This window comes from Longimicrobium sp. (assembly GCF_036399255.1).
Taxonomy (GTDB): domain Bacteria; phylum Gemmatimonadota; class Gemmatimonadetes; order Longimicrobiales; family Longimicrobiaceae; genus Longimicrobium.
In genome coordinates, this window is the sequence record NZ_DASWNM010000069.1 from 1 (window position 1) to 18,626 (window position 18,626).

Consider the following 18,626-nt stretch of genomic DNA (forward strand, 5'->3'; position numbering starts at 1 on the left):
AGGGGGCGCCCGCCGACGCAGCCCGAACCCATCCGAAGCGCGATCGAATTCTCCCCTCTCCGTGAGGAACGAACGGGGAGGGGCCGGGGGAGGGGCCCCCCGCGGACGCAGCCCGAAGCAATTCGCCGAGCCCCGAGCTCCGCCGATCCCCCACCCTCCCCCAGCAGTTTTGGGGGAGGTGCGAGCCTAAGCGAGCGGAGGGGGCGCCCGCGGACGCAGCCCGAACCCATCCGGAGCGCGATCGAATTCTCCCCTCTCCGTGAGGAACGAACGAGGAGGGGCCGGGGGAGGGCACCCCGCGGACGCAGTTCGATTCCGTTCGCCGAGCCCCGAACTCCGCCGATCCCCCAACCTCCCCCAGCAGTTTTGGGGGAGGTGGGCGAGTAATGCGAGCCCGGAGGGGGCGCCCGCCGACGCAGCCCGAACCCATCCGAAGCGCGATCGAATTCTCCCCTCTCCGTGAGGAACGAACGGGGAGGGGCCGGGGGAGGGGCACCCCCGCGGGCGCAGCCCGAAGCAATTCGCCGAGCCCCGATCTCCGCCGATCCCCCAACCTCCCCCAGCAGTTTTGGGGGAGGTGGGCGAGTAATGCGAGCCCGGAGGGGGCGCCCGCGGCCGGCACCGTGTGCGTCGAAGCGCTCCACCTCCGCCCCGTACCGCCCCCGGCTCGCGCCGGACCGGGGACGCGATTAGGTTAGTAAGCCCTTTTCCAGCGCCGACATGATCTTTCAGCAGGACCCGCGCTTTACCTTCGATACGTTCGTCGTCGGCCCCGGCAACCGGATGGCCGTGGCCGCCGCGCGCCGTGTGGCCGAGGCCCCGCGCACCGCGTACAACCCGCTGTTCATCCACGGCGCCCGCGGCAGCGGCAAGACGCACCTGCTGCAGGCCGTGGGCGCGTTGGCGCTGGCCGTGCGGCCGGAGCTGCGCGTGCTGTACCTGACCGCCGACGCGCTGGTGGACCGCGTCAGCGGCGCGGTGGGGAGCGGGTCCATGGAGGGGCTGCGCGACGAGCTGCTGGAGGCCGAGCTGGTGCTGCTGGACGAGGTGCAGGCGCTGTCGGGCAAGTCGCGCACGCAGCAGGAGCTGCTGGCCCTGTGGGACGAGCTGGAGTGGGCCGCCCAGATCGTCCTGGCCGGCGAATCGTCCGCCGCCGACCTGCCGGGGATCGAGCCCGAGCTGCGCGCGCGCTTCGTCCGCGGGCTGGCGGTGGACCTGCCCCCCGCCGCCGGCGAGGGCGACCAGCCGCGCGAGGAGATCGCCCGGCGCGCCGCCGACCAGCGCGGCATTACCCTGGGCGACGGCGCCGCGGCCGAGATCGCCCGGCTTCCCGTGAGCGACGCCGCGGACCTGGTGGCCGCCGTGGAGCGCGTGGGCGTGGCGCAGACGGAGCGCGGCGGCACCCTCTCCGCCGGCGAGGTGGCCGAGCTGGCCACTCCCGAGCCGCCGGTGCACACCCTCGACGAGTTCAGCGCCTTTCTCAGCGACATCGCCGCCACGGTCGAGGAGATCGTGGAGACGGCGCCGTGGCGCAAGCGGCTGGCCGAGGCCATCCTGCGCTGGGAGGGCGAGGGGATGCGCACCCGCCGGCTCGAGGCCGCGCTGGATGCCGATACCGCCCCCGACGTGGACGCCGTGCTGGAGGCGTTCGCGGCCGACGTCGAGAAGCTGCGCGCCATCCGCGCCGAACTCGAAGCCATGCGCTCCGACCTGGCCCGCTCGCCCCTGCTTTCCGACACCGACCGCGTGGGCGAGGCCGAGGCGCTCCTCGTCAGCGCGAAGGCGGCGGCGGAGCGCAAGGCCGAAGAGGCGGCCAAGGCGCAGCCACAGGTGGACCGCTGGTACTTCAACCCCGAAAAGGCCGCGTGGGACTGGGTGGCGCTGGAAGACCGGCTGATCGAGGAGCTGGCCTGACATGGCGATCAAGGGAAACCTCAAGGAAGCCAGCCTTCCCGACGTGCTGCAGCTGCTGGCGATGGGGCAGAAGACCGGCTGCCTGTCGCTGACGGACCGCAGCAACTTCGGCTACATCTTCTTCGACCGCGGGCGCATCACCTACGCCAGCATCGTCAACCGCCGCGACCGGCTGGGCGACCTGCTGGTCAAGAACGGCCTCATCCAGCCGGCGGAGCTCGCGGGCGCCATCGACGAGCAGGCGCGCGACCCCGCCAAGAGCCGGCTGGGCGAAATCCTCATCCGCCGCGGCGCCATCACCCGCGAGCAGCTGGAGCAGTACATCCGCATCCAGATCGAAGAGGCCGTCTACTACCTCTTCACCTGGGCGCAGGGCTCCTTCTACTTCGAGGCCGAGCAGCGCCCCGACGAAGGCGCCATGCGGGTGTCCATCAACCCCGAGAACCTTCTGCTCGAAGGCGCCCGCCGCATCGACGAGTGGAGCCTGATCGAAAAGAAGATCCCCTCGCTGGACCTGGTCTTCGAGATCGACCGCACCAAGCCCATGGCGGGGCTGGAGCTTTCGGACGAGCAGCAGCGCATCATCCCGCTGACGGACGGCAAGCGGACGGTGCAGGAGCTGATCGACGAAAGCGGGATGGTGGAGTTCGACGTGGGCAAGGCGCTGTTCGGGCTGATCCAGGCCGGCTTCGCCCACCCTGTGGGCCGGCGGCAGGCGCAGGTCAAGGAGGTGCCCCAGGCGCGCATCGACGAGCACAGGAACCTTGGCATCGCCTTCTACAAGACGGGGATGTACGACGAGGCGACGCGCGAATTTCGCCGCGTGGCCGAGCTGCAGCCCCGCAACCTGGACGCGCGCTTCCACCTGGCCCTCATCGGGCTGCGCAAGGGCGACGACCGCTTTGCGCTGCGTTACCTGAAGGAAGTGGTGGAGCTGGGCGGGGCGCGCGCCTCCGTCTTCCATGCCATGTCGCTGGCGCTGGAGCGGCTGGGGCGGATGGCCGACGCCCGCTTTGCCGCCGACGAGGCGGCGCGGCTGGCGCCCCGGCGCCCGCAGGTGCTGCTTTCCCGCGCCATCCTGCTGCTGAAGCTGGGCGAGGTGCACGCCGCGGCCGAGGGCTTCGCGGCCTACCGCGAGGTGCTGGGGAGCGGGCGTCCTCCCGCCGCCTACTACGCCTTCGCGCTGCTGGCCGAGGCCGCCGCGGGGACGGCGGAGGCGGCGCTGCGGCTGGGCGACGAGGGGATCGGCCACCATCCCCACGCGGCCGCCATCTACCTGCACCAGGGCACGGTGCTGGAGCGCAAGGGCGACTGGGAGGGGGCCGAGGCCATGTACCGCCGCGCGACGGAGGAGGACGGCGAGCTTCCACAGGCGCACAAGGCGCTGGGCGACGCCCTCTATCGCCGCGGCGCGTACGACGAGGCGGCGGAGGGGTACGGACGCGCCGTGGGATTGAACCCACGCCTGGGCGACGACGTGTACTTTCGCATGGGCAACATCCACTACAAGCGGATGGAGCGCACGCAGGCGGTGGAGCTGTGGCGCAAGGCGCTGGAGATCAACCCCCGCAACAGCGTGGTGCGCACCAACCTGGAGCTGGTGGAGAGCGTGCTGCGATGAGCGGGAACTCTCTGATCAACCTGGGGGAGCTTTCGAAGCCTGCGACCACGCTCGTCGAGAAGATATCCGACGCCGTTGGCGGAGTCTTCAAGCCTTACCAGATTCGGCGCATGGCGAAGGCAGAAGCCGATGCCGAGCGAATTCGCGCGGTGGCCGAGATCGATGTTTCTGAGCTACAGCGGCGAGCCGTGCAACGCTGGTTAGCGGAAGAGGCGAAGAAGCAGGACAACATCGAGACAATTACCTCAAAAGCGCTCCCCGATGTTGCTGACACGGCGGAACCGGAGCATGTCGAGGATGACTGGATCACCAACTTCTTCGACAAGGCGCGGCTGATCTCGAACGACGAGATGCAGGCGCTCTGGGCAAAGGTCCTGGCCGGGGAGGCAAACAAGCCGGGGACCTATTCGAAGCGCACCGTCAACTATCTCGCGTCCCTCGACTCGGAAGACGCCCGGCTGTTCACGGCTCTGTGCGGATTCCTCTGGCACACGGGGTATCTGCTGCCGATCGTGCTGGATGTCGAACATCCTGTTTACGCGGGCGCGGGGATCGACGTGACGGCCCTGAGGCACCTCGACGACATCGGCCTGATCCGCTACGAATCGGCAACGACCCTGAGCCTTCTGGAGTTGGAGAACGGTGCGAGCCTCTCGTACTTCGGTCAGAGAATCCACGTGGCGTTCCCCTACAGCGCGCCCCGGGGCAGCTTGCCGGTGGGCCAGGTCGTGTTGAGTAAGGTCGGGACTGAACTGGCTCCGCTCTGCCGCCCCCGGCCCGTAGCGGGCCTTCTGGAATTCGTGCTCGGCCATTGGATCGAGGAGGGGGTGGTCGTGTACTGCCGCCGCATCTCTCGTTTGAAGATGGCGGGACACACCGGCAAGCGGGTGGAGAGCGTGCTGCGATGAGCGACGGATTTCCGCCCCCGTTTCCCCCGTTTCCGCCCTTCTCGCTGCAGATGGAGGGCGACGACGAGGAGCTGGAGAACCTGAAGCGCAAGATCGAGCAGGACCGCGGCTTCAACTGCCAGTTCTACAAGGAGAAGTGCCTGCGCCGCCGCATCGCGGTGCGGATGCGGGCGCGGGGGCAGCGCACCTTCCAGGACTACGGCGCCCTGCTGGACCGCGACCCGGCGGAGTACGACCACCTGCTGGACACGCTCACCATCAACGTCACCAAGTTCTTTCGCAACCTGGAGACGTGGAACGCGGTGGAGCAGCACGTGCTTCCCACCCTGTTCGAGGGGCGCGCACCCATCAAGGTGTGGAGCGCCGGCTCCGCCAGCGGCGAAGAGGCGTACACGGCCTCCATCGTGATGCGCGAGTGGCTGCGGCGCGAGGGGCGGCTGGGCGAGGCGGGGCGCATCCGCATCACGGGGACGGACATCGACCGGCGCAGCCTGGACGCGGCGCGCGTGGGCGAGTACCCCGACCTGTCGATGACGGAAACGCCGGGGCACATCCGCGGCGCCTGGTTCACCGGCGGGCCGCCGTGGACGGTGCGACCCGAGGCGCGGCCGGGGGTGGAGTTCGAGCGGCGCGACCTGATCTCGGGCGAGCCGCTGACGGGGCAGAACCTGATCTTCTGCCGCAACGTGGTCATCTACTTCGACCGCCAGATCCAGGAGCAGCTGTTCAAGCAGTTCTACGACTCCCTGGTCCCCGGCGGCTTTCTGGTGATGGGAAAGGTGGAAACCCTGATCGGCGAGGCACGGCTGCTGTTCCGCCCGGTGAACAACCGCGAGCGCATCTTTCGCAGGCCCCCGGCATGAAGTCCAGCGGATCGACGTTCGTCCGCGTGGCGCAGGCCGCGGTGGGAGGGCCCGACGACACCCTGGTCACCCTGGGGCTGGGCTCGTGCGTGGCCATCGTGCTGCACGATGCCGAAGCGCGCGTGGGCGGGATGGCGCACGTGCTGCTGCCGGAGCCCGCCCTGTCGCGCGACCAGGGAAACGCCAGCAAGTTCGCGACGACCGCCGTCCCCGCGCTGGTGCAGGAGATGGCGCGGCTGGGCGCGCGCCCCGGGCGGCTGAAGGCGCGGCTGGTGGGCGGCGCGGCCATGTTCCAGACGCTGATGGTGCCCGGCTCGCTGAACATGGGCGCGCGCAACATCATCGCCTCGCGGCAGGCGCTGCAGGATGCGGGGATCCCCGTGGTCGCCGAGGCGGTGGGGGGCGACTACGGGCGCTCGGTCCGCTTCTACGTGGGGGCGGGGCGGACGACGGTGAGCTCGGTGGGGAAGGCCGATGTCGTTCTCTGAGCGCTCCCGGCCCCACACCGTGCTGGTGGTGGACGACAGCGCGTTCATGCGCCGCGTCATCAGCGACATCCTGTCGCGCACGGACGAGTTCCGGGTGGTGGGCACCGCGCGCGACGGCAACGACGCGCTGCGCAAGGTGCACCAGCTGGAGCCCGACCTGGTGACGATGGACGTGGAGATGCCCGGGCTGGACGGCCTCTCCGCGCTGGGCTACATCATGAGCGAGACGCCGCGTCCCGTCGTCATGCTCTCCGCGTACACCACGGAGGGCGGGGACGCCACCATGCGGGCGCTGGACTACGGCGCGGTGGACTTCGTCGCCAAGCCGTCGGGCACCATCTCGCTGGACCTGGACACGGTGGCGGACCGGCTGCTGGACGCCATGCGCGCCGCCGCCACCGCCAACCTGTCCGTCATCCCCGTCCGCGTCCGCCGCCCGCCCGCCCCCGCCGCGCCGTCCGCGGAAGCTCGGGCCGATGTGCCGGTGGATGGGGATGCCGCCACGCGCGCGGAGACGGCGGCCGCGCGGCGCAGGCGGCGGCGGGCGGAAGCCGCGGCGCCGGCTCCACCGCCACCTCCGCCGCGCCCGATGGCCCCGGCGACAGGACCCTCGGCGGAGACGGTGGTCGCCATCGCGGCGTCCACGGGCGGCCCGCGGGCGCTGACGGAGCTGATCCCCCGCCTGCGCGCCCCGCTGGGCGCCGCCGTGCTCATCGTGCAGCACATGCCGCCGCGGTTTACCCGCTCGTTCGCGGAGCGGCTGGACGGAATGAGCGCGCTGCGGGTGCGCGAGGCGGCGGACGGCGAGCGGGTGTGCTCCGACCACGTGTACCTGGCTCCCGGCGACTTTCACATGCGCATCGTCCGCGAGGGCGGCGAGGTGCGCATCGCGCTGGACCAGGGCCCCACGCTGTGGGGCGTGCGCCCCGCCGCGGACCCCCTGTTCCGTAGCGTGGCGGAACTGTTCGGCCCGCGCGCGGTGGGCGTGGTGCTCACGGGGATGGGGCGCGACGGCGCGGAGGGGGTGCGGGAGATCGTGGACGCCGGTGGATACGGCATCGCGCAGGACCGCGAGTCCTCCGTGATCTTCGGCATGCCCGCCGCCGCGGCGAAGAGCGCGGACCAGGTGCTGCCGCTGGACGCCATCCACCTGGGGATCGCGCGCGAGGTGGACGCGCGCTCCGCCCCCGCCTTCACCTCCGCCGGGGAGGCTTCGTGAACGCGCCCTCCACACCGTCCAGCGCGGACTTCCGCGCGCTCCTGGGCCGCGACGAAGGGGTGCAGGTGGTGGCCTTTCGCCTGGGCGGCGAGCTGCACGGCTGCGACATCCGGCTGGTGGAAGAGGTGGTTACGAAGCGCACGATCCACCCCCTGCCGGACGTTCCCGCCCGCCTGCTGGGCGTGCTGATGCTGCGCGGCGAGATGGTCCCCGTGGTGGACGTGGCGCCCGTGCTGGGGCTGGCGCTGCAGCGGGAGCGCGCGCCGTCCATCCTTGTCCTCGCGCGGGGCGAGGGACGCGTGGGCGTGGCGGTGGACGGCGTGCACGAGGTGCTGGAGGTGCCGGCGGATTCCATTCGCCCGGCGCCGCACACCGGCGGCGACCGCGACGCCTTCGTGGTGGGCGTGGCGCGCATGCCGGCCGGACTGGTGACCCTGATCGACCTCGCCGAGATCCTGAGCGAGCGCTCCACCCTGGACAACGCGGAGAGACCGTGAGAAACGTTCGGCAGGCGGCCGTGCCGCAGGTGCAGCTGGTCACCTTCAAGGTGGGCGGCGAAGAGTTCGGGCTGGACGTGTTCGCCGTGCACGAGATCCGGCGGTGGGAGGGCGTGACCCCGGTGCCGCGGATGCCGGCCTTCGTGGAGGGCGTGCTTGAGGTGCGCGGCGACGTGCTCCCCGTCATCGACCTGCGCCGCCGCTTCGAGGTGGCCGGCGTGGTCTATGACGACGACACGCGCATCGTCCTGGTGGAGTCCGAGCGCGAAAAGCTGGGGCTGGTGGTGGACAGCGTGACGGAGGTGCTGCGCGCGCCCGAGACCTCCATCTCCGCGCCCCCCGCCTACATCCGCGGCCTGGCCGCGGAGTTCGTAAAGGGCATCGTGCGGCTTGAGTCGCGGCTGGTGATCCTGCTGGACCTGGAGCGCATCCTGAGCAGTGACGAGCGCATTGCGCTGGAGGGGGCGCAGCTGGTGCCGGCGGCCGAGGACGGGGCGGCGGGCGGGGCATGACGTCCACGCAGGAGCTCCTGGCCGCGCTCGAAGCGCGCTACGCCCGCATCGACGCCGAGCTGGACGGCGCCGCCGCGGGAGACCGCGAGCGCCTGCGCGCGGACATCGTGGGCTTCTTTCGCGAGACGGAGTCGGCCATCGAGGGGCTGACGGCGCTCAAGGAGCGCATCCGCGGCCTGGTGGACCGCTACAAGGCCCTTCCCGCGCCTGCACCGGCCCCCGCGCCGCCGCAGCACAACATCGTCAGCGACCACATCGGCAGCAGCACCTACGTGGAGCGCGGGTGGACGGCCATCGCGTCGGGCGATCCCAGGCGCGCGGTAAAGGAGCTGGAGCGCGCGCTGGAGCTGGCGCCCAACGACCCGCACGCCGAAAGCCTGCTGGGATGGGCGCAGATGCTGCGCGAGCAGTACGACGACGCGCTGATGACGTACTACAAGGTGCTGATGAAGGACCCCAACAACCCGCTGGCCCGGGTGAACCTGGGGTACATCTGCCTCAAGAAGGGGATCTTCGGCGAGGCCATCGAGCACCTGTCGCGCGCCATCCGCCAGGAAAGCGACCGCAAGGCGCAGATCTACGCGCACCTGTACATGGGGATGCTGTACCTGGAGCGCGAGATGTACGACGACGCGCGCTCGTTCTTCAGCCGAACGCTGGAACTGGGCCCCGGGATGCTGGAAGCGTGGTGGGAGACGGGCCGCGCGTACTACCTGGAGGGGCGGCTGGACCAGGCCCGCGAAGCGTGGCGCACGGGGCACCAGGCCAACCGCTTCAACCTGTGGGGCGAGCGCTGCGGCAAGGCGCTGGCGCAGCTGGAGGCAGGGGAGCCGGTCTCCGGCGGAACCTGACCGCCACCGGAGACGGGTGCGAGCTGGAAATCGTCCCTCCCTGGTCCGCGGAACACAGAGCCCGTTGGCGCACGCTCCCCGAGCATACGGAGAGCACTGCCGGCGCCTCCCGGATCCGGCGGCGTGATACCAGATCCCCAAAGAATAATCGTACAGAGGAACAGAGTCAGACAGAGAAAGCGAGTTGGAATATCATCCTGGTTCCTCTGTCTGACTCTGTTCCTCTGTACCCATGAAGGTGCGGTGGTGGAAGGGCTTCATGGTGAGGCAGAGTACGAAACCCGATCACGGCGCGCCGAGCAGCGGAGGCAGCGGAGAACGACACCTCCGTTGCTTCCGCTGCTTCGTTGTGTGACCTTTCTTTCATGATCCGCCGGCTTCTCCTCGCGCTCTTCGTCCTCTTCCCGGTCTCCGCGCCCCTGTGCGCGCAGCCGGGCGCCGACACCCTGGCGTCCGGCTCCGTACGCGTGGTCCACGCGCCGCGCGAGCTGTCCCTGGCCCGCGAAGTCCTGGCCGCCGCCGTGCGCCCCATGCCGCTTCCCGGCTTCGGGCGCGGCGCCGTTCCCGAATCCACCACCATCTTCCTGGCCCCTACGCCGCGCGCGTTCTCGGAGGCGACGGGCGGCGGGGTGCCGGAGTGGGCCGGCGGCGTGGCCATCCCCGACGCGCGGATCATCGTGCTGCCCACGTATCCCATCCCCGGCGTGCGCCCGGCGGACGCGGCGGCCACACTGCGGCACGAGGTGGCGCACCTGGCGCTGGCGGAGCGGCTGCCGCAGCCCATCCCGCGCTGGTTCACCGAGGGATACGCCGAGGTGGCGGCCGGCAGCTGGGACGTGGAGAGCGGATGGACGCTGCGGGTGGCGTTCCTGCTTGGCCGCGCGCCACGGCTGGACTCGCTGGCGCTGGCGTGGCCGCGCTCGGCCGGCCGGGCGCGGCTGGCGTACCTGCTTTCCGCCACCATGGTGGACCACCTGCGCCGCCGCACGGGCGAGGACGGCTTCGCGCTGCTCATGGTGAACTGGCGGCGCGAGGGCACGCTGGACCAGGCGGTCCGCGTGACGTGGGGGATGACGATGGGGCAGCTGGAGGACGAGTGGCGCAAGGACGTGCGCCGCCGCTACGGCTGGCTCTCCATCGCGGCGAACGTGGGCGTGCTGTGGTTCGTGGTGATGCTGATCGGGTTTCTGGCCCTGATCCCCCGCCGCCGCCGCAACCGCGAGCGGATGGCGGCCATGGAGCGCGAGAACCTGATGCTTCCCCCGCCGCGCGAGGACGGGCTGAGCCTGGAGTATCCGCTCGCCGGGGACCCGGACGGGCGGGATTGAGCCCGGCCGCACGGCGCGGGCACGTCTCCGTCGAGAACCGGCGGTTGAAATTCGCGCGTCGGGGTTGACGCTTCCGCGCGCCGTTCCTAGCTTTGCGGCATGCCGAGACCTACGCCTGTCCAGACCCGCGGGGCCGCGCCCGCCCCATCGTCCCCCGCGGACGCCGAGAGCACGCTGCGCTTTTCGCCGCTGAACCTGGTGGTGCTGGGCGTTGGCCTGGCCACCATCCTGGTGGGGTTCATGGCCCTGGGCGGCGGAAGCACGGTGGCGGGGCCGCTGCTGCTGGTGCTCGGGTTTGCGGTGCTGGTGCCGCTGGGCATCATCCTGTAAGCCTCGTCGACGACGAGGGCGCTTAGCTCAGCTGGTTAGAGCACCGGTTTTACACACCGGGGGTCGGGGGTTCGAATCCCTCAGCGCCCACTTGTAATGAAAAACGAAAAGCCCGGCGGGGACAATGTCCTCGTCGGGCTTCTCCGTTGCCGGCTCGCACACGGCTCTGTATTCCCGTGGCGGCAAGCTGTTCAGGTTGCCTTATCAAAGGTTCAGGCGTTAATCTTTGATAAGGCGTTCTTCTATCAAAGGTTCAGGCTCATTTGTGTATCAGGTTGCGTAGCAGGTAAGGGGTCGCGACGAAGCGGAGAGTCCCTCGATGAGCAGAGGCGGCAGGTTCGTACAGCAGCAGGGAGGCCCCGAGGGGTTCGCGGCGTTCATTCCCGCGCCGCTCCCGCCGGCGCCTCCGCTGGCGTTCAGCCCAGAACTGCAGCGCATCCACGAAACGGCCGTCCATGCGGTGGGCCAGCTGGAGGGCGTCTCGCGCACGATGGACCCGGACCGCCTGCTCTACATGTACGTCCGCAAGGAGGCGGTGCTCTCCAGCCAGATCGAGGGAACGCAGTCCACCCTTACCGACCTGCTGGAATTCGAGAACGACGCCGTGCCCGGCACGCCGCTGGATGACGTGCGGGAGGTGTCGCGCTACGTGGCCGCGCTGTACCACGGCCTCCAGCGCATCGAAACGGGCGAGCTGCCGCTGAGCCTGCGCCTGATTCGTGAGATCCACGGCGTGCTGATGCGCAGCGGCCGGGGGAGCGTGCAGAGCCCGGGCGAGTTTCGCCGCACGCAGAACTGGATCGGCGGGTCGCGGCCGGGAAACGCCCACTACGTGCCGCCTCCGCCGCACGAGATGATGGCGGCGCTGGACAACTTCGAAAAGTTTCTGCACGACGGGTACGGGCGAACGGCGCCCATCGTAAAGGCGGGGCTGGCGCACGCGCAGTTCGAGACCATCCACCCGTTCCTGGACGGCAACGGCCGCGTGGGCCGTCTTCTCATCAGCCTGATCTTTGGCGCCGAGGGCCTGCTGAGCCAGCCGTTCTTCTACTTCAGCCTGTACCTCAAGGAAAACCGGTCGGCATACTACGATGCGCTGCAGCGCGTGCGCACCCACGGCGACTGGGAGGGGTGGATCTACTTCTACCTGGTGGGGGTGGATTCGGTGGCGCGGCAGGCGGCGGATACCACGCTTGCGCTCCGCGACCTCTTTCGGCGCGACCAGCAGCGCGTGGCCAGCCTGGGCCGCGCGGCCGGTTCAGCCATGCGCGTCTACGACCTGCTGCGGGAGCGCATCGTCGTGTCCATCCCCCGCGCGGCCGAAGAGTCGGGGCTGACGTGGCCTACCGTGAACGGCGCGCTTCGGCGGCTGGAGCAGCTCGGCATCGCGCGAGAGGTGAGCGGCCGCAACCGGGCTCGCGTCTACGTATACCAGCGGCAGCTGGATCTGCTGAATGCGTGAGCCTGCCCGACGCTGGAGTGACGCGAGGAAACAAAAGACGGTGTTATCAAAAGTTCGCAACTGAACCTTTGATGAACGGTTCGGCTATCAAAAGCTCAGGCGCATTTTTGTAGCAGATTCGGTAGCAGGGCGCCGGCTACTGTCCTGTGACCTGCTCCCACACCTCGCGGCGGACCTCCTGCATCTCGGCCTTGCGCCTGGGCAGGTAGACGCGGTTGGTCAGCAGCACCATCCACGTGCGGGTGCGCGGGTCGATCCACAGCGCGGTGCCGGTGGAGCCGGTGTGGCCGATGGCGTAGACGTCCTTGCACGCCACGTGGTCGGGGACGATCCCTTCGCGGCAGTACGTCACCCACCCCAGGCCAAAGCTGCCGGCGCCGGGCTGCGGGCGCAGGAAGGCGTCGATGGTCTCGCGGCGCAGGATGCGTACGCCGTCCAGCTCGCCGCCGTTCGCCATCATCGCGGCGAAGCGGCCCAGGTCGGCGGCGGTGGAGAAGAGGCCGGCGTTGCCGCCCAGGCCGTTCAGGGCGCGGCCCACCTCGTCGTACGAGCCGCCGCGGTACGGCTCGCCGCCGTCCAGCGAAAGCGTGGGCGCGCACTGGGGGCAGCCGCGCGGCGCCGCCATCCGCGTGGAGCGCATTCCCAGCGGCTCCCAGACGCGGCGGCGAAGGTAGGTGGGCAGCGGCTCGCGCGCGGCACGCTCCGCCGCCGTCCACAGCACCACGAAGCCGACGTCCGAGTAGAGGATGTCTTTGCCGGGCCGCACCGCGAGCGGGCGCGTGATCAGGTAGCGGCGCACCGCCTCGGGCGAGGCGTCCTGGTTCATGTTGACGGCGCCCGCCCGGGTGCCGCCCGTGTGCGTAAGCAGCTGGCGGATGGTGACGCTCCGGTCGCCGCCGGCGAATTCGGGGACGTAGCGCGCGACCGGGTCGTCCAGCCGCATCCGTCCGTCCTCCACCAGCAGCATCACCGCGGTCGTCGTCGCCACGGCCTTGGTGAGCGACGCCAGGTCGTACATCGTCCGCGCGGCGTCCACCGGCTCCGCGGCGTCCCCCCATCCCACGCCGCCGGCGGCGGAGGTGTGGACGGTCTGCCCGCCCACGCCCACCACCAGCGCCGCGCCGGGGAACGAGCCGCGGCCGATCTCCTTACGCACCACCTCGTCCGCCGCCGTCAGCCGCGCCTGATCGAAGACGACGGGCGGCTCGGCGCGGCGGCGCTCGGCGGCGTTGCTGGGGCCCGCGGCGTCGCTGCAGCCGGCTACGTACAGCGCCAGCGCACCGACGCCCAGTCGCGCCGCCCGCCCCATCCGCCGCCGTGCCGTCCGCTCGCGATACCGCATCTGCGCCTCCTCCGGTGTGGCCTCCGTCCAGCATCGCATGGAGCAAGTCGCGTTCCCACAATCGTTTGCCTTACATGTGTCCAGGTTTCCGAGTTCTTGATGCAAGCGCGTGACTCCTGAGAGGGTGTTGCTAAACCCCTAACATCATAAAGAAGCGCTGACTTCCTGAGGGAGCGCACCACGTGTAACCTGATTCCACACAACCGCCTGCGCGCGACCGAAGGACCTGCTCTCCGGCGAGGCGGGGCCGGCTCCATGCCGCGGGACCAGCCCCGTCGTTCTGCCGGCGAGGTCCTTCGTCCGGCGCCAAGGTGCAGTGTACAAGCGAGTTACGGGGCGGCGCCTCCCTCAGGAAGTCAATCACGCTGGGATGTTTGGCAACACCCTCCGAGCCTGAGGGAGCGCACACTGCCAGGCCAAAGATACACAACAGGGCTGCGCGCGGCCGAAGGATCTACGCTCGGGCACGATGGGGCCAGATCCCGAGTTGAGATCCAGCCCATTCGTACTGCCGACTGGATCCTTCGTCGGCGCCAAGCTGTCTCGTCGCAGCGGGTCAGGCGCGGCGCCTCCCTCAGGAAGCCAACGCGGCCAAGCTGATTCCTGAGAGGAGAAGGTGATCGATCGGCGTTGGATCGCGGCATCGGGTTTGACGGGCGGGGCGGGGATGCGGATACTGTCACCGCGCCGGATCCCGATCCACCCCTTGAAGCAAAAGAGACCGATGAAGCTCCGTGGACTGTCACTCGCGATTGCGGCCGCCGGGCTGGCGTGGAGCACGCCCGCGCACGCCTGGGACGAGCTGGGCCACCGCGTGGTCGCGCGCATTGCGTGGGACCACATGACGCCCGCGGCCCGGCAGAACGCCGTCCGCCTGCTGCAGGCCGCGCCCCCGGGCTCCGGCATCGCCGAGCTGATGCCGCGGACGGGGAGCATGGACGAGCGGCAGCGCGAGTGGTTCGTGCACACGGCCGTGTGGGCCGACATGATCCGCGACCGCGAGCATCCGGGCGCCCGCTACGCCCACGCGGACTGGCACTACGTAAACTTCTTCTGGGAGCCAGGCCCTGGCGGCGTGCCGCGCGACCGGCCGGACATGCCGCGCGCCGGCGGGCTGCTGGACCAGATGCAGCGCATCAGCCAGACGCTGGGGAGCGCGTCGGTGCCGGACTCGGCGCAGGCGATCGACCTTGCGTGGCTGCTGCACCTGGGCGGCGACTCGCACCAGCCGCTGCACAACAGCGCCCGCGTCACCGCCGAGGACCCGGAGGGCGACCGCGGCGGCAACAGCTACCGCCTGGCGGGGCTGTATCCGTTCAACAACCTGCACGCGTACTGGGACGCGCTCACGGGCTTCGCCATCCCCTGGAGCGTGGACGCGCGGACGGAGGCGGACTACGTGGGCGGCATCGCGCAGACCATCGCGCGCCGCTGGCCGCAGTCGCGGATGCGGGGGCGCATTCTTCCCGGGCAGCTGGAGCAGTGGTCGCGCGAAGGGCTGCGCGTGGCGCAGACGGTGGCGTACCGCACGCCCCGCAACCAGGCCGCGCCGCGCAGCTACCGCCGCCTGGCGTGGGCCGCCGCGGAGCCCCGCATTGCGCTGGCGGGCTACCGGCTGGCGGACATGCTGAACCGCAGCCTGGGCTCGTGACGCAGTCGTTACGCGTCCCGTGAATCGCGCCCGGAGCTCGTTACGTAGTTCCGGGCGCGAAACACAGGGAACTCCAGCGAGGAGAGAAACGCGTGACGCAGCCGAATGGCGGCTACAGGCAGGACCAGGAACTCCGGGCTCGCATCCAGGCGTTTTCGCCGGACGAGCCCGGAATTGTTTTTCCCTTCAGCGCGCGGCTGGCGCGGGAGAACGGGTGGACGCGCGCATTCGCAGAGCGGGTGGTGGAGGAGTACCGCCGCTTTCTGTACCTGGCGATGACGGCGGGGCACCCGGTCACGCCGTCGGTGCAGGTGGACCAGGCGTGGCACCAGCACCTTACGTACACGCGGTCGTACTGGGACGATCTGTGCGGGCGTGTGCTGGGCCGTCCGCTGCACCACGAGCCCACCAGGGGGGGCAGCGCGGAGGGCGGCAAGTTCGTCGACTGGTACGCGCGCACGCTGGACAGCTACCGCGCCGCCTTTGGCCACGAGCCGCCGCGCGACGTGTGGCCCACGCCCGCGGAGCGCTTCGCCAGCAAGGCGCACCTTCGCCAGGTGTCGGACGCGACGCACTGGATCGTCCGCAAGCCGCGGCTGCCGCGCGAAAGCATGGCCGCCGCGGCGGGGTTCGGGGCGCTGCTCCTGGTCGGCGCGTGCGCGGGCATGGGGGAACCCGGATGGGCGGCGATCGGGGTGATCGTCGTGGCGGTGATCATCGGAATCGTGGTGAGGGCCGCCCAAGGCTCTCAGCCGCCGCAGCCCGACGCACGGCGCATCCTCAGCCGGAGCCACCGCCGCCGCGCCCGCAGGTGGGGCGGCGGTGGCGGAGGCGGGGGGCTGTTCTTCTTCGGTGGATCGGATTCGTCCAGCGACTGCGGAGACAGTGGCGGCAGTTGCGGGGATGGTGGCGGGGGATGCGGAGGTGGCGGCTGCGGGGGTGGCGGCTGCGGGGGATGAGAGACGATCCGCGGTTGGCGTGTTGGACGCGGCTGGCGGATTACGGCGGATTACCAAACCGCGGGTCGAAAACCCCGGCTGGAATTGCAAAAAGCCCCGCCCCGGCCGCCCCACGGCCGTGCGGGGCTTCGATTTGTGCAAACCACCGCCCGTCACCGAGCAGCAGAGGTTCATGCGCTCGATGGGGCGTGTCTTCACGGGAAAGCCTCACCGCTTCCCCCTCGCGCGTGACCCCTCGGGCGCGCTTCGAAAACCCCACCTGTCCAACACGAAAAAACCACTGCTGGCGCGGTGTGCGCGCATGCATTTGTGGCTTGCGTGGCACCGTGTTTCGTTTGTACACATTCAGGCGTCGCAGCACGGCATCTCACCCTTTGAGAGCGAGCCAGAATGCGTGTCCTGATCCCGATCTTTCTCATCCTCGGCGGTGCCTCGGCGATCCCGGCCGCCACCGCCGCGTTCCATCGATCCGCCACCGATCCGCGCGCCGTCCTGCGGCGGGTGGAGCGGGCGGAGGCGGCGTACCGCGCGAGCCACGGGCGGTACACGGCGTCGCTTCGGGCGCTGGACATCGACCGTCCCCCTGGCGTCGACGTGCGCATCCTTGCCGAGGGTGCCGCCGGCTACTCGGCCGTGGCGATCGGGGATGCGGAGGAGTGCGCGGTGTTCCACGGAGCCGCACGCGCGCCGCGGACGTGGGCCCGGACGCCGGGGCGGATCACGTGCCGGGAGAGGTGAATGGGGGAGTAGCCAACAGTATCCGCCCCAACGGGATGAGCGGGTAAACCCGCTGCTGGGAAAGCGACAAGCCCCGTCCTGGCTCGCTGGCGCTCGCCAGACGGGGCTTCAACTGCAAACGGACGTGACAGGAGGAACGATGCGGCGAACTCACACGCGGTTGTACGTGCATCTGGTGTGGGCAACGTGGGACCGGTTGCCGTTGATCACGCCGGAGATCCGCGAGCGGCTCTACGCGGTGATGCAGCACCAGGCATCACGGCTCCGGGCCGAGGTCATCGCGATTGGCGGGATCGAGGATCACGTGCACGTGCTTCTTCGCTTCGGGCCTACGGTGACGATCGCCGACCTCGTCGGCCGTATGAAGGGCGCGTCATCGTACCTCGCGGAGCAGGTGCTGGGGCACACGTTCAAGTGGCAGGGAGCGTACGGCGCGTACAGCGTCTCGCGCTCGGGTGTGGATCGCGTGCGGGCGTACATCCTGAACCAGGAGGCGCATCACCGGGAGGGAACGACGCATCCGGAACTCGAAGCCACGCACGCGTAGCGTGTACGCAGCTGAAGCCCCGTTCGGCGACGCGCCAGCGTCGCCGAGACGGGGCTTGTCGCTTTCCCAGCAGCGGGTTTACCCGCTCATCCCCCGCCCGTGGCGTCGTTCGCGGCGGTGTTCGTCGCCCCCGCCTTGTCCCGCCCCGGCGCCTCCGCGTTCTCCGGCGCGTGCGGCACCATCAGGGTCAGGCGGTGGGGGCCCAGGTCGTACGCGAAGCGGCGCTCGGTCAGCGGCTCGCCGTCGGCGTTCACCGTCATCTCCTCGTCGGACTCCACGGTGAGCTCGCGCACCTTGAGGTAGGTGACCTTGGGATGGTTCACGTGGCTTCCCGAGCGGATCTGCGGGGCCACGCGCACCAGCTCCACGTGCGTCATCTCCTGCACGATGCACAGGTCCAGCAGGCAGTCCGCCGGGTCCGCGTCCGCCGTTACCCAGTTGCCCCCGCCCGTCCTCCACGCGTTCCCCACCGCGAACAGCAGGAACCCGTCGTCGTACACCACCTCGCCGCCGGCCGTGAAGCGGGCGTGCGACGCCTTCAGCTGCACGAACTTCTTTACCCCCGTGACCAGGTACGCGATGGGGCCCAGCGCGCGCTTCAGGTCTCCCGACGCCTCGTCCGTGGCCTCGGCGCCGATGCCGCCGGTGGAGACGTTCAGGAAGTAGCGGCCGTTCACCCGCGCCACGTCCACCGGGTACGGCTCGCCGGACACGGCATCCAGCAGCGCGCCGGCCGGGTCGCCGGTGGCGATCCCCATCCCCCCCGCCAGGTCGTTGCCCGTCCCCAGCGGCACGATGCCCACCCGGGGCAGCACGGGCGGCTTTCCCTGGTGGTCGTGCTCCTCGATCCAGTCGTACAGCCCGTTCACCACCTCGTTGATGGTGCCGTCGCCGCCGCACGCCACCACCAGGTCCGCGCCGTACTCCGCGCTCTTCCAGGCGAAGCGGTGCGCGTCCCCGGACTCGAAGGTCACGCGCGGATGCACCGTGTGGCCTTCCTCCCGCAGCCGCTCCACCGCCGTCCGCAGCGCCTCCACCGCCTCGGGCGAGGGCGGGTTGATGATCACCGAGATGTGCACGGGTCGTCGCCGGTTCGGGGCTTCGTCTCAAGGACTGTCTCGCGCGCGGTGGGGGCAAGAACTTCGCCAACGACGAAGTGCGTGAGTGCGGAAGTGCGTGAGTGCGGAAGTAGATGCAGCCACACCCACATCCTCTTACTTGCCGCGGGACGGAAGGAGAGAACGCCCGGGAAGCAGCCGCACCCCCCCCACCCCCCCACCCCCCCACTCCCCCACTCCCCCACTCCCGCACTCCCGCACTCCCGCACTCCCGCACTCCCGCACTCCCGCACTCCCGCACTCCCGCACTCCCGCACTCCCGCACTCCCGCACTCCCG

The 18,626-nt window shown here is 70.3% G+C and carries 18 protein-coding genes and 1 tRNA gene; 17 read left to right on the forward strand and 2 right to left on the reverse strand.

Annotated features, from left to right (window positions below):
* Positions 1–720 precede the first annotated feature (720 nt).
* From VGC13_RS10775 to VGC13_RS10835, 13 genes are all read left to right on the forward strand, one after another.
* Positions 721–1,914 (forward strand): DnaA ATPase domain-containing protein, encoded by a 1,194-nt coding sequence (locus tag VGC13_RS10775; RefSeq protein ID WP_331125259.1) that lies wholly within the window; start codon positions 721–723, stop codon positions 1,912–1,914.
* A gap of 1 nt (position 1,915) precedes the next feature.
* Complete coding sequence (locus VGC13_RS10780) at positions 1,916–3,535, forward strand: DUF4388 domain-containing protein (RefSeq protein ID WP_331125260.1); 1,620 nt, start codon at positions 1,916–1,918, stop codon at positions 3,533–3,535.
* Positions 3,532–4,443, forward strand: a complete 912-nt coding sequence (locus VGC13_RS10785) for a DUF2806 domain-containing protein (protein WP_331125261.1) — start codon at positions 3,532–3,534, stop codon at positions 4,441–4,443. Before VGC13_RS10780 ends, VGC13_RS10785 begins: the two co-directional genes overlap by 4 nt.
* Positions 4,440–5,306, forward strand: a complete 867-nt coding sequence (locus VGC13_RS10790) for a protein-glutamate O-methyltransferase CheR (RefSeq protein WP_331125262.1) — start codon at positions 4,440–4,442, stop codon at positions 5,304–5,306. Before VGC13_RS10785 ends, VGC13_RS10790 begins: the two co-directional genes overlap by 4 nt.
* Complete coding sequence (locus VGC13_RS10795) at positions 5,303–5,794, forward strand: chemotaxis protein CheD (protein WP_331125263.1); 492 nt, start codon at positions 5,303–5,305, stop codon at positions 5,792–5,794. The genes VGC13_RS10790 and VGC13_RS10795 overlap by 4 nt, the downstream gene beginning before the upstream one ends.
* On the forward strand, positions 5,781–7,013 hold the full coding sequence (locus VGC13_RS10800) for a chemotaxis response regulator protein-glutamate methylesterase (RefSeq protein ID WP_331125264.1): 1,233 nt from the start codon (positions 5,781–5,783) through the stop codon (positions 7,011–7,013). Before VGC13_RS10795 ends, VGC13_RS10800 begins: the two co-directional genes overlap by 14 nt.
* Positions 7,010–7,510, forward strand: a complete 501-nt coding sequence (locus VGC13_RS10805) for a chemotaxis protein CheW (protein ID WP_331125265.1) — start codon at positions 7,010–7,012, stop codon at positions 7,508–7,510. Before VGC13_RS10800 ends, VGC13_RS10805 begins: the two co-directional genes overlap by 4 nt.
* Positions 7,507–8,022, forward strand: a complete 516-nt coding sequence (locus tag VGC13_RS10810) for a chemotaxis protein CheW (protein WP_331125266.1) — start codon at positions 7,507–7,509, stop codon at positions 8,020–8,022. The genes VGC13_RS10805 and VGC13_RS10810 overlap by 4 nt, the downstream gene beginning before the upstream one ends.
* Positions 8,019–8,873, forward strand: a complete 855-nt coding sequence (locus VGC13_RS10815) for a tetratricopeptide repeat protein (protein WP_331125267.1) — start codon at positions 8,019–8,021, stop codon at positions 8,871–8,873. The genes VGC13_RS10810 and VGC13_RS10815 overlap by 4 nt, the downstream gene beginning before the upstream one ends.
* A gap of 365 nt (positions 8,874–9,238) precedes the next feature.
* Positions 9,239–10,201, forward strand: coding sequence for a peptidase MA family metallohydrolase (locus VGC13_RS10820; protein ID WP_331125268.1), 963 nt, complete (start codon positions 9,239–9,241; stop codon positions 10,199–10,201).
* A gap of 99 nt (positions 10,202–10,300) precedes the next feature.
* Positions 10,301–10,531: a hypothetical protein gene (locus tag VGC13_RS10825; RefSeq protein ID WP_331125269.1), complete on the forward strand. Its 231-nt coding sequence runs from the start codon at positions 10,301–10,303 to the stop codon at positions 10,529–10,531.
* Positions 10,532–10,547: 16 nt separating this feature from the next.
* Positions 10,548–10,621 (forward strand) — tRNA-Val (locus VGC13_RS10830).
* 229 nt (positions 10,622–10,850) lie between these two features.
* Positions 10,851–11,993 carry a Fic family protein gene (locus tag VGC13_RS10835; protein ID WP_331125270.1) on the forward strand — a complete coding sequence of 381 codons (1,143 nt, stop codon included), beginning with the start codon at positions 10,851–10,853 and terminating at the stop codon, positions 11,991–11,993.
* Positions 11,994–12,129: 136 nt separating this feature from the next.
* Here VGC13_RS10835 and VGC13_RS10840 read toward each other — a convergent pair whose 3' ends face one another.
* Positions 12,130–13,335: a serine hydrolase domain-containing protein gene (locus VGC13_RS10840; RefSeq protein ID WP_331125271.1), complete on the reverse strand. Its 1,206-nt coding sequence runs from the start codon at positions 13,333–13,335 to the stop codon at positions 12,130–12,132.
* 724 nt (positions 13,336–14,059) lie between these two features.
* On the opposite strand from VGC13_RS10840, the gene VGC13_RS10845 reads away from it, so the two are divergent.
* From VGC13_RS10845 to tnpA, 4 genes are all read left to right on the forward strand, one after another.
* Positions 14,060–14,986: a S1/P1 nuclease gene (locus VGC13_RS10845; protein ID WP_331125272.1), complete on the forward strand. Its 927-nt coding sequence runs from the start codon at positions 14,060–14,062 to the stop codon at positions 14,984–14,986.
* A 92-nt stretch (positions 14,987–15,078) separates the two neighbouring features.
* The gene (locus tag VGC13_RS10850; protein ID WP_331125273.1) at positions 15,079–15,945 is read left to right on the forward strand and encodes a hypothetical protein; all 867 of its coding nucleotides are present in this window, start codon (positions 15,079–15,081) and stop codon (positions 15,943–15,945) included.
* A gap of 390 nt (positions 15,946–16,335) precedes the next feature.
* Positions 16,336–16,683 carry a hypothetical protein gene (locus VGC13_RS10855; protein ID WP_331125274.1) on the forward strand — a complete coding sequence of 116 codons (348 nt, stop codon included), beginning with the start codon at positions 16,336–16,338 and terminating at the stop codon, positions 16,681–16,683.
* A 139-nt stretch (positions 16,684–16,822) separates the two neighbouring features.
* A complete protein-coding gene (gene tnpA / locus VGC13_RS10860) occupies positions 16,823–17,230 on the forward strand; it encodes an IS200/IS605 family transposase (RefSeq protein WP_331125275.1) in 408 nt (135 codons plus the stop codon).
* Between the two features lie 86 nt (positions 17,231–17,316).
* On the opposite strand, the gene VGC13_RS10865 is transcribed toward tnpA, so the two are convergent.
* Positions 17,317–18,309 carry a diacylglycerol/lipid kinase family protein gene (locus VGC13_RS10865; protein WP_331125276.1) on the reverse strand — a complete coding sequence of 331 codons (993 nt, stop codon included), beginning with the start codon at positions 18,307–18,309 and terminating at the stop codon, positions 17,317–17,319.
* Positions 18,310–18,626 lie beyond the last annotated feature (317 nt).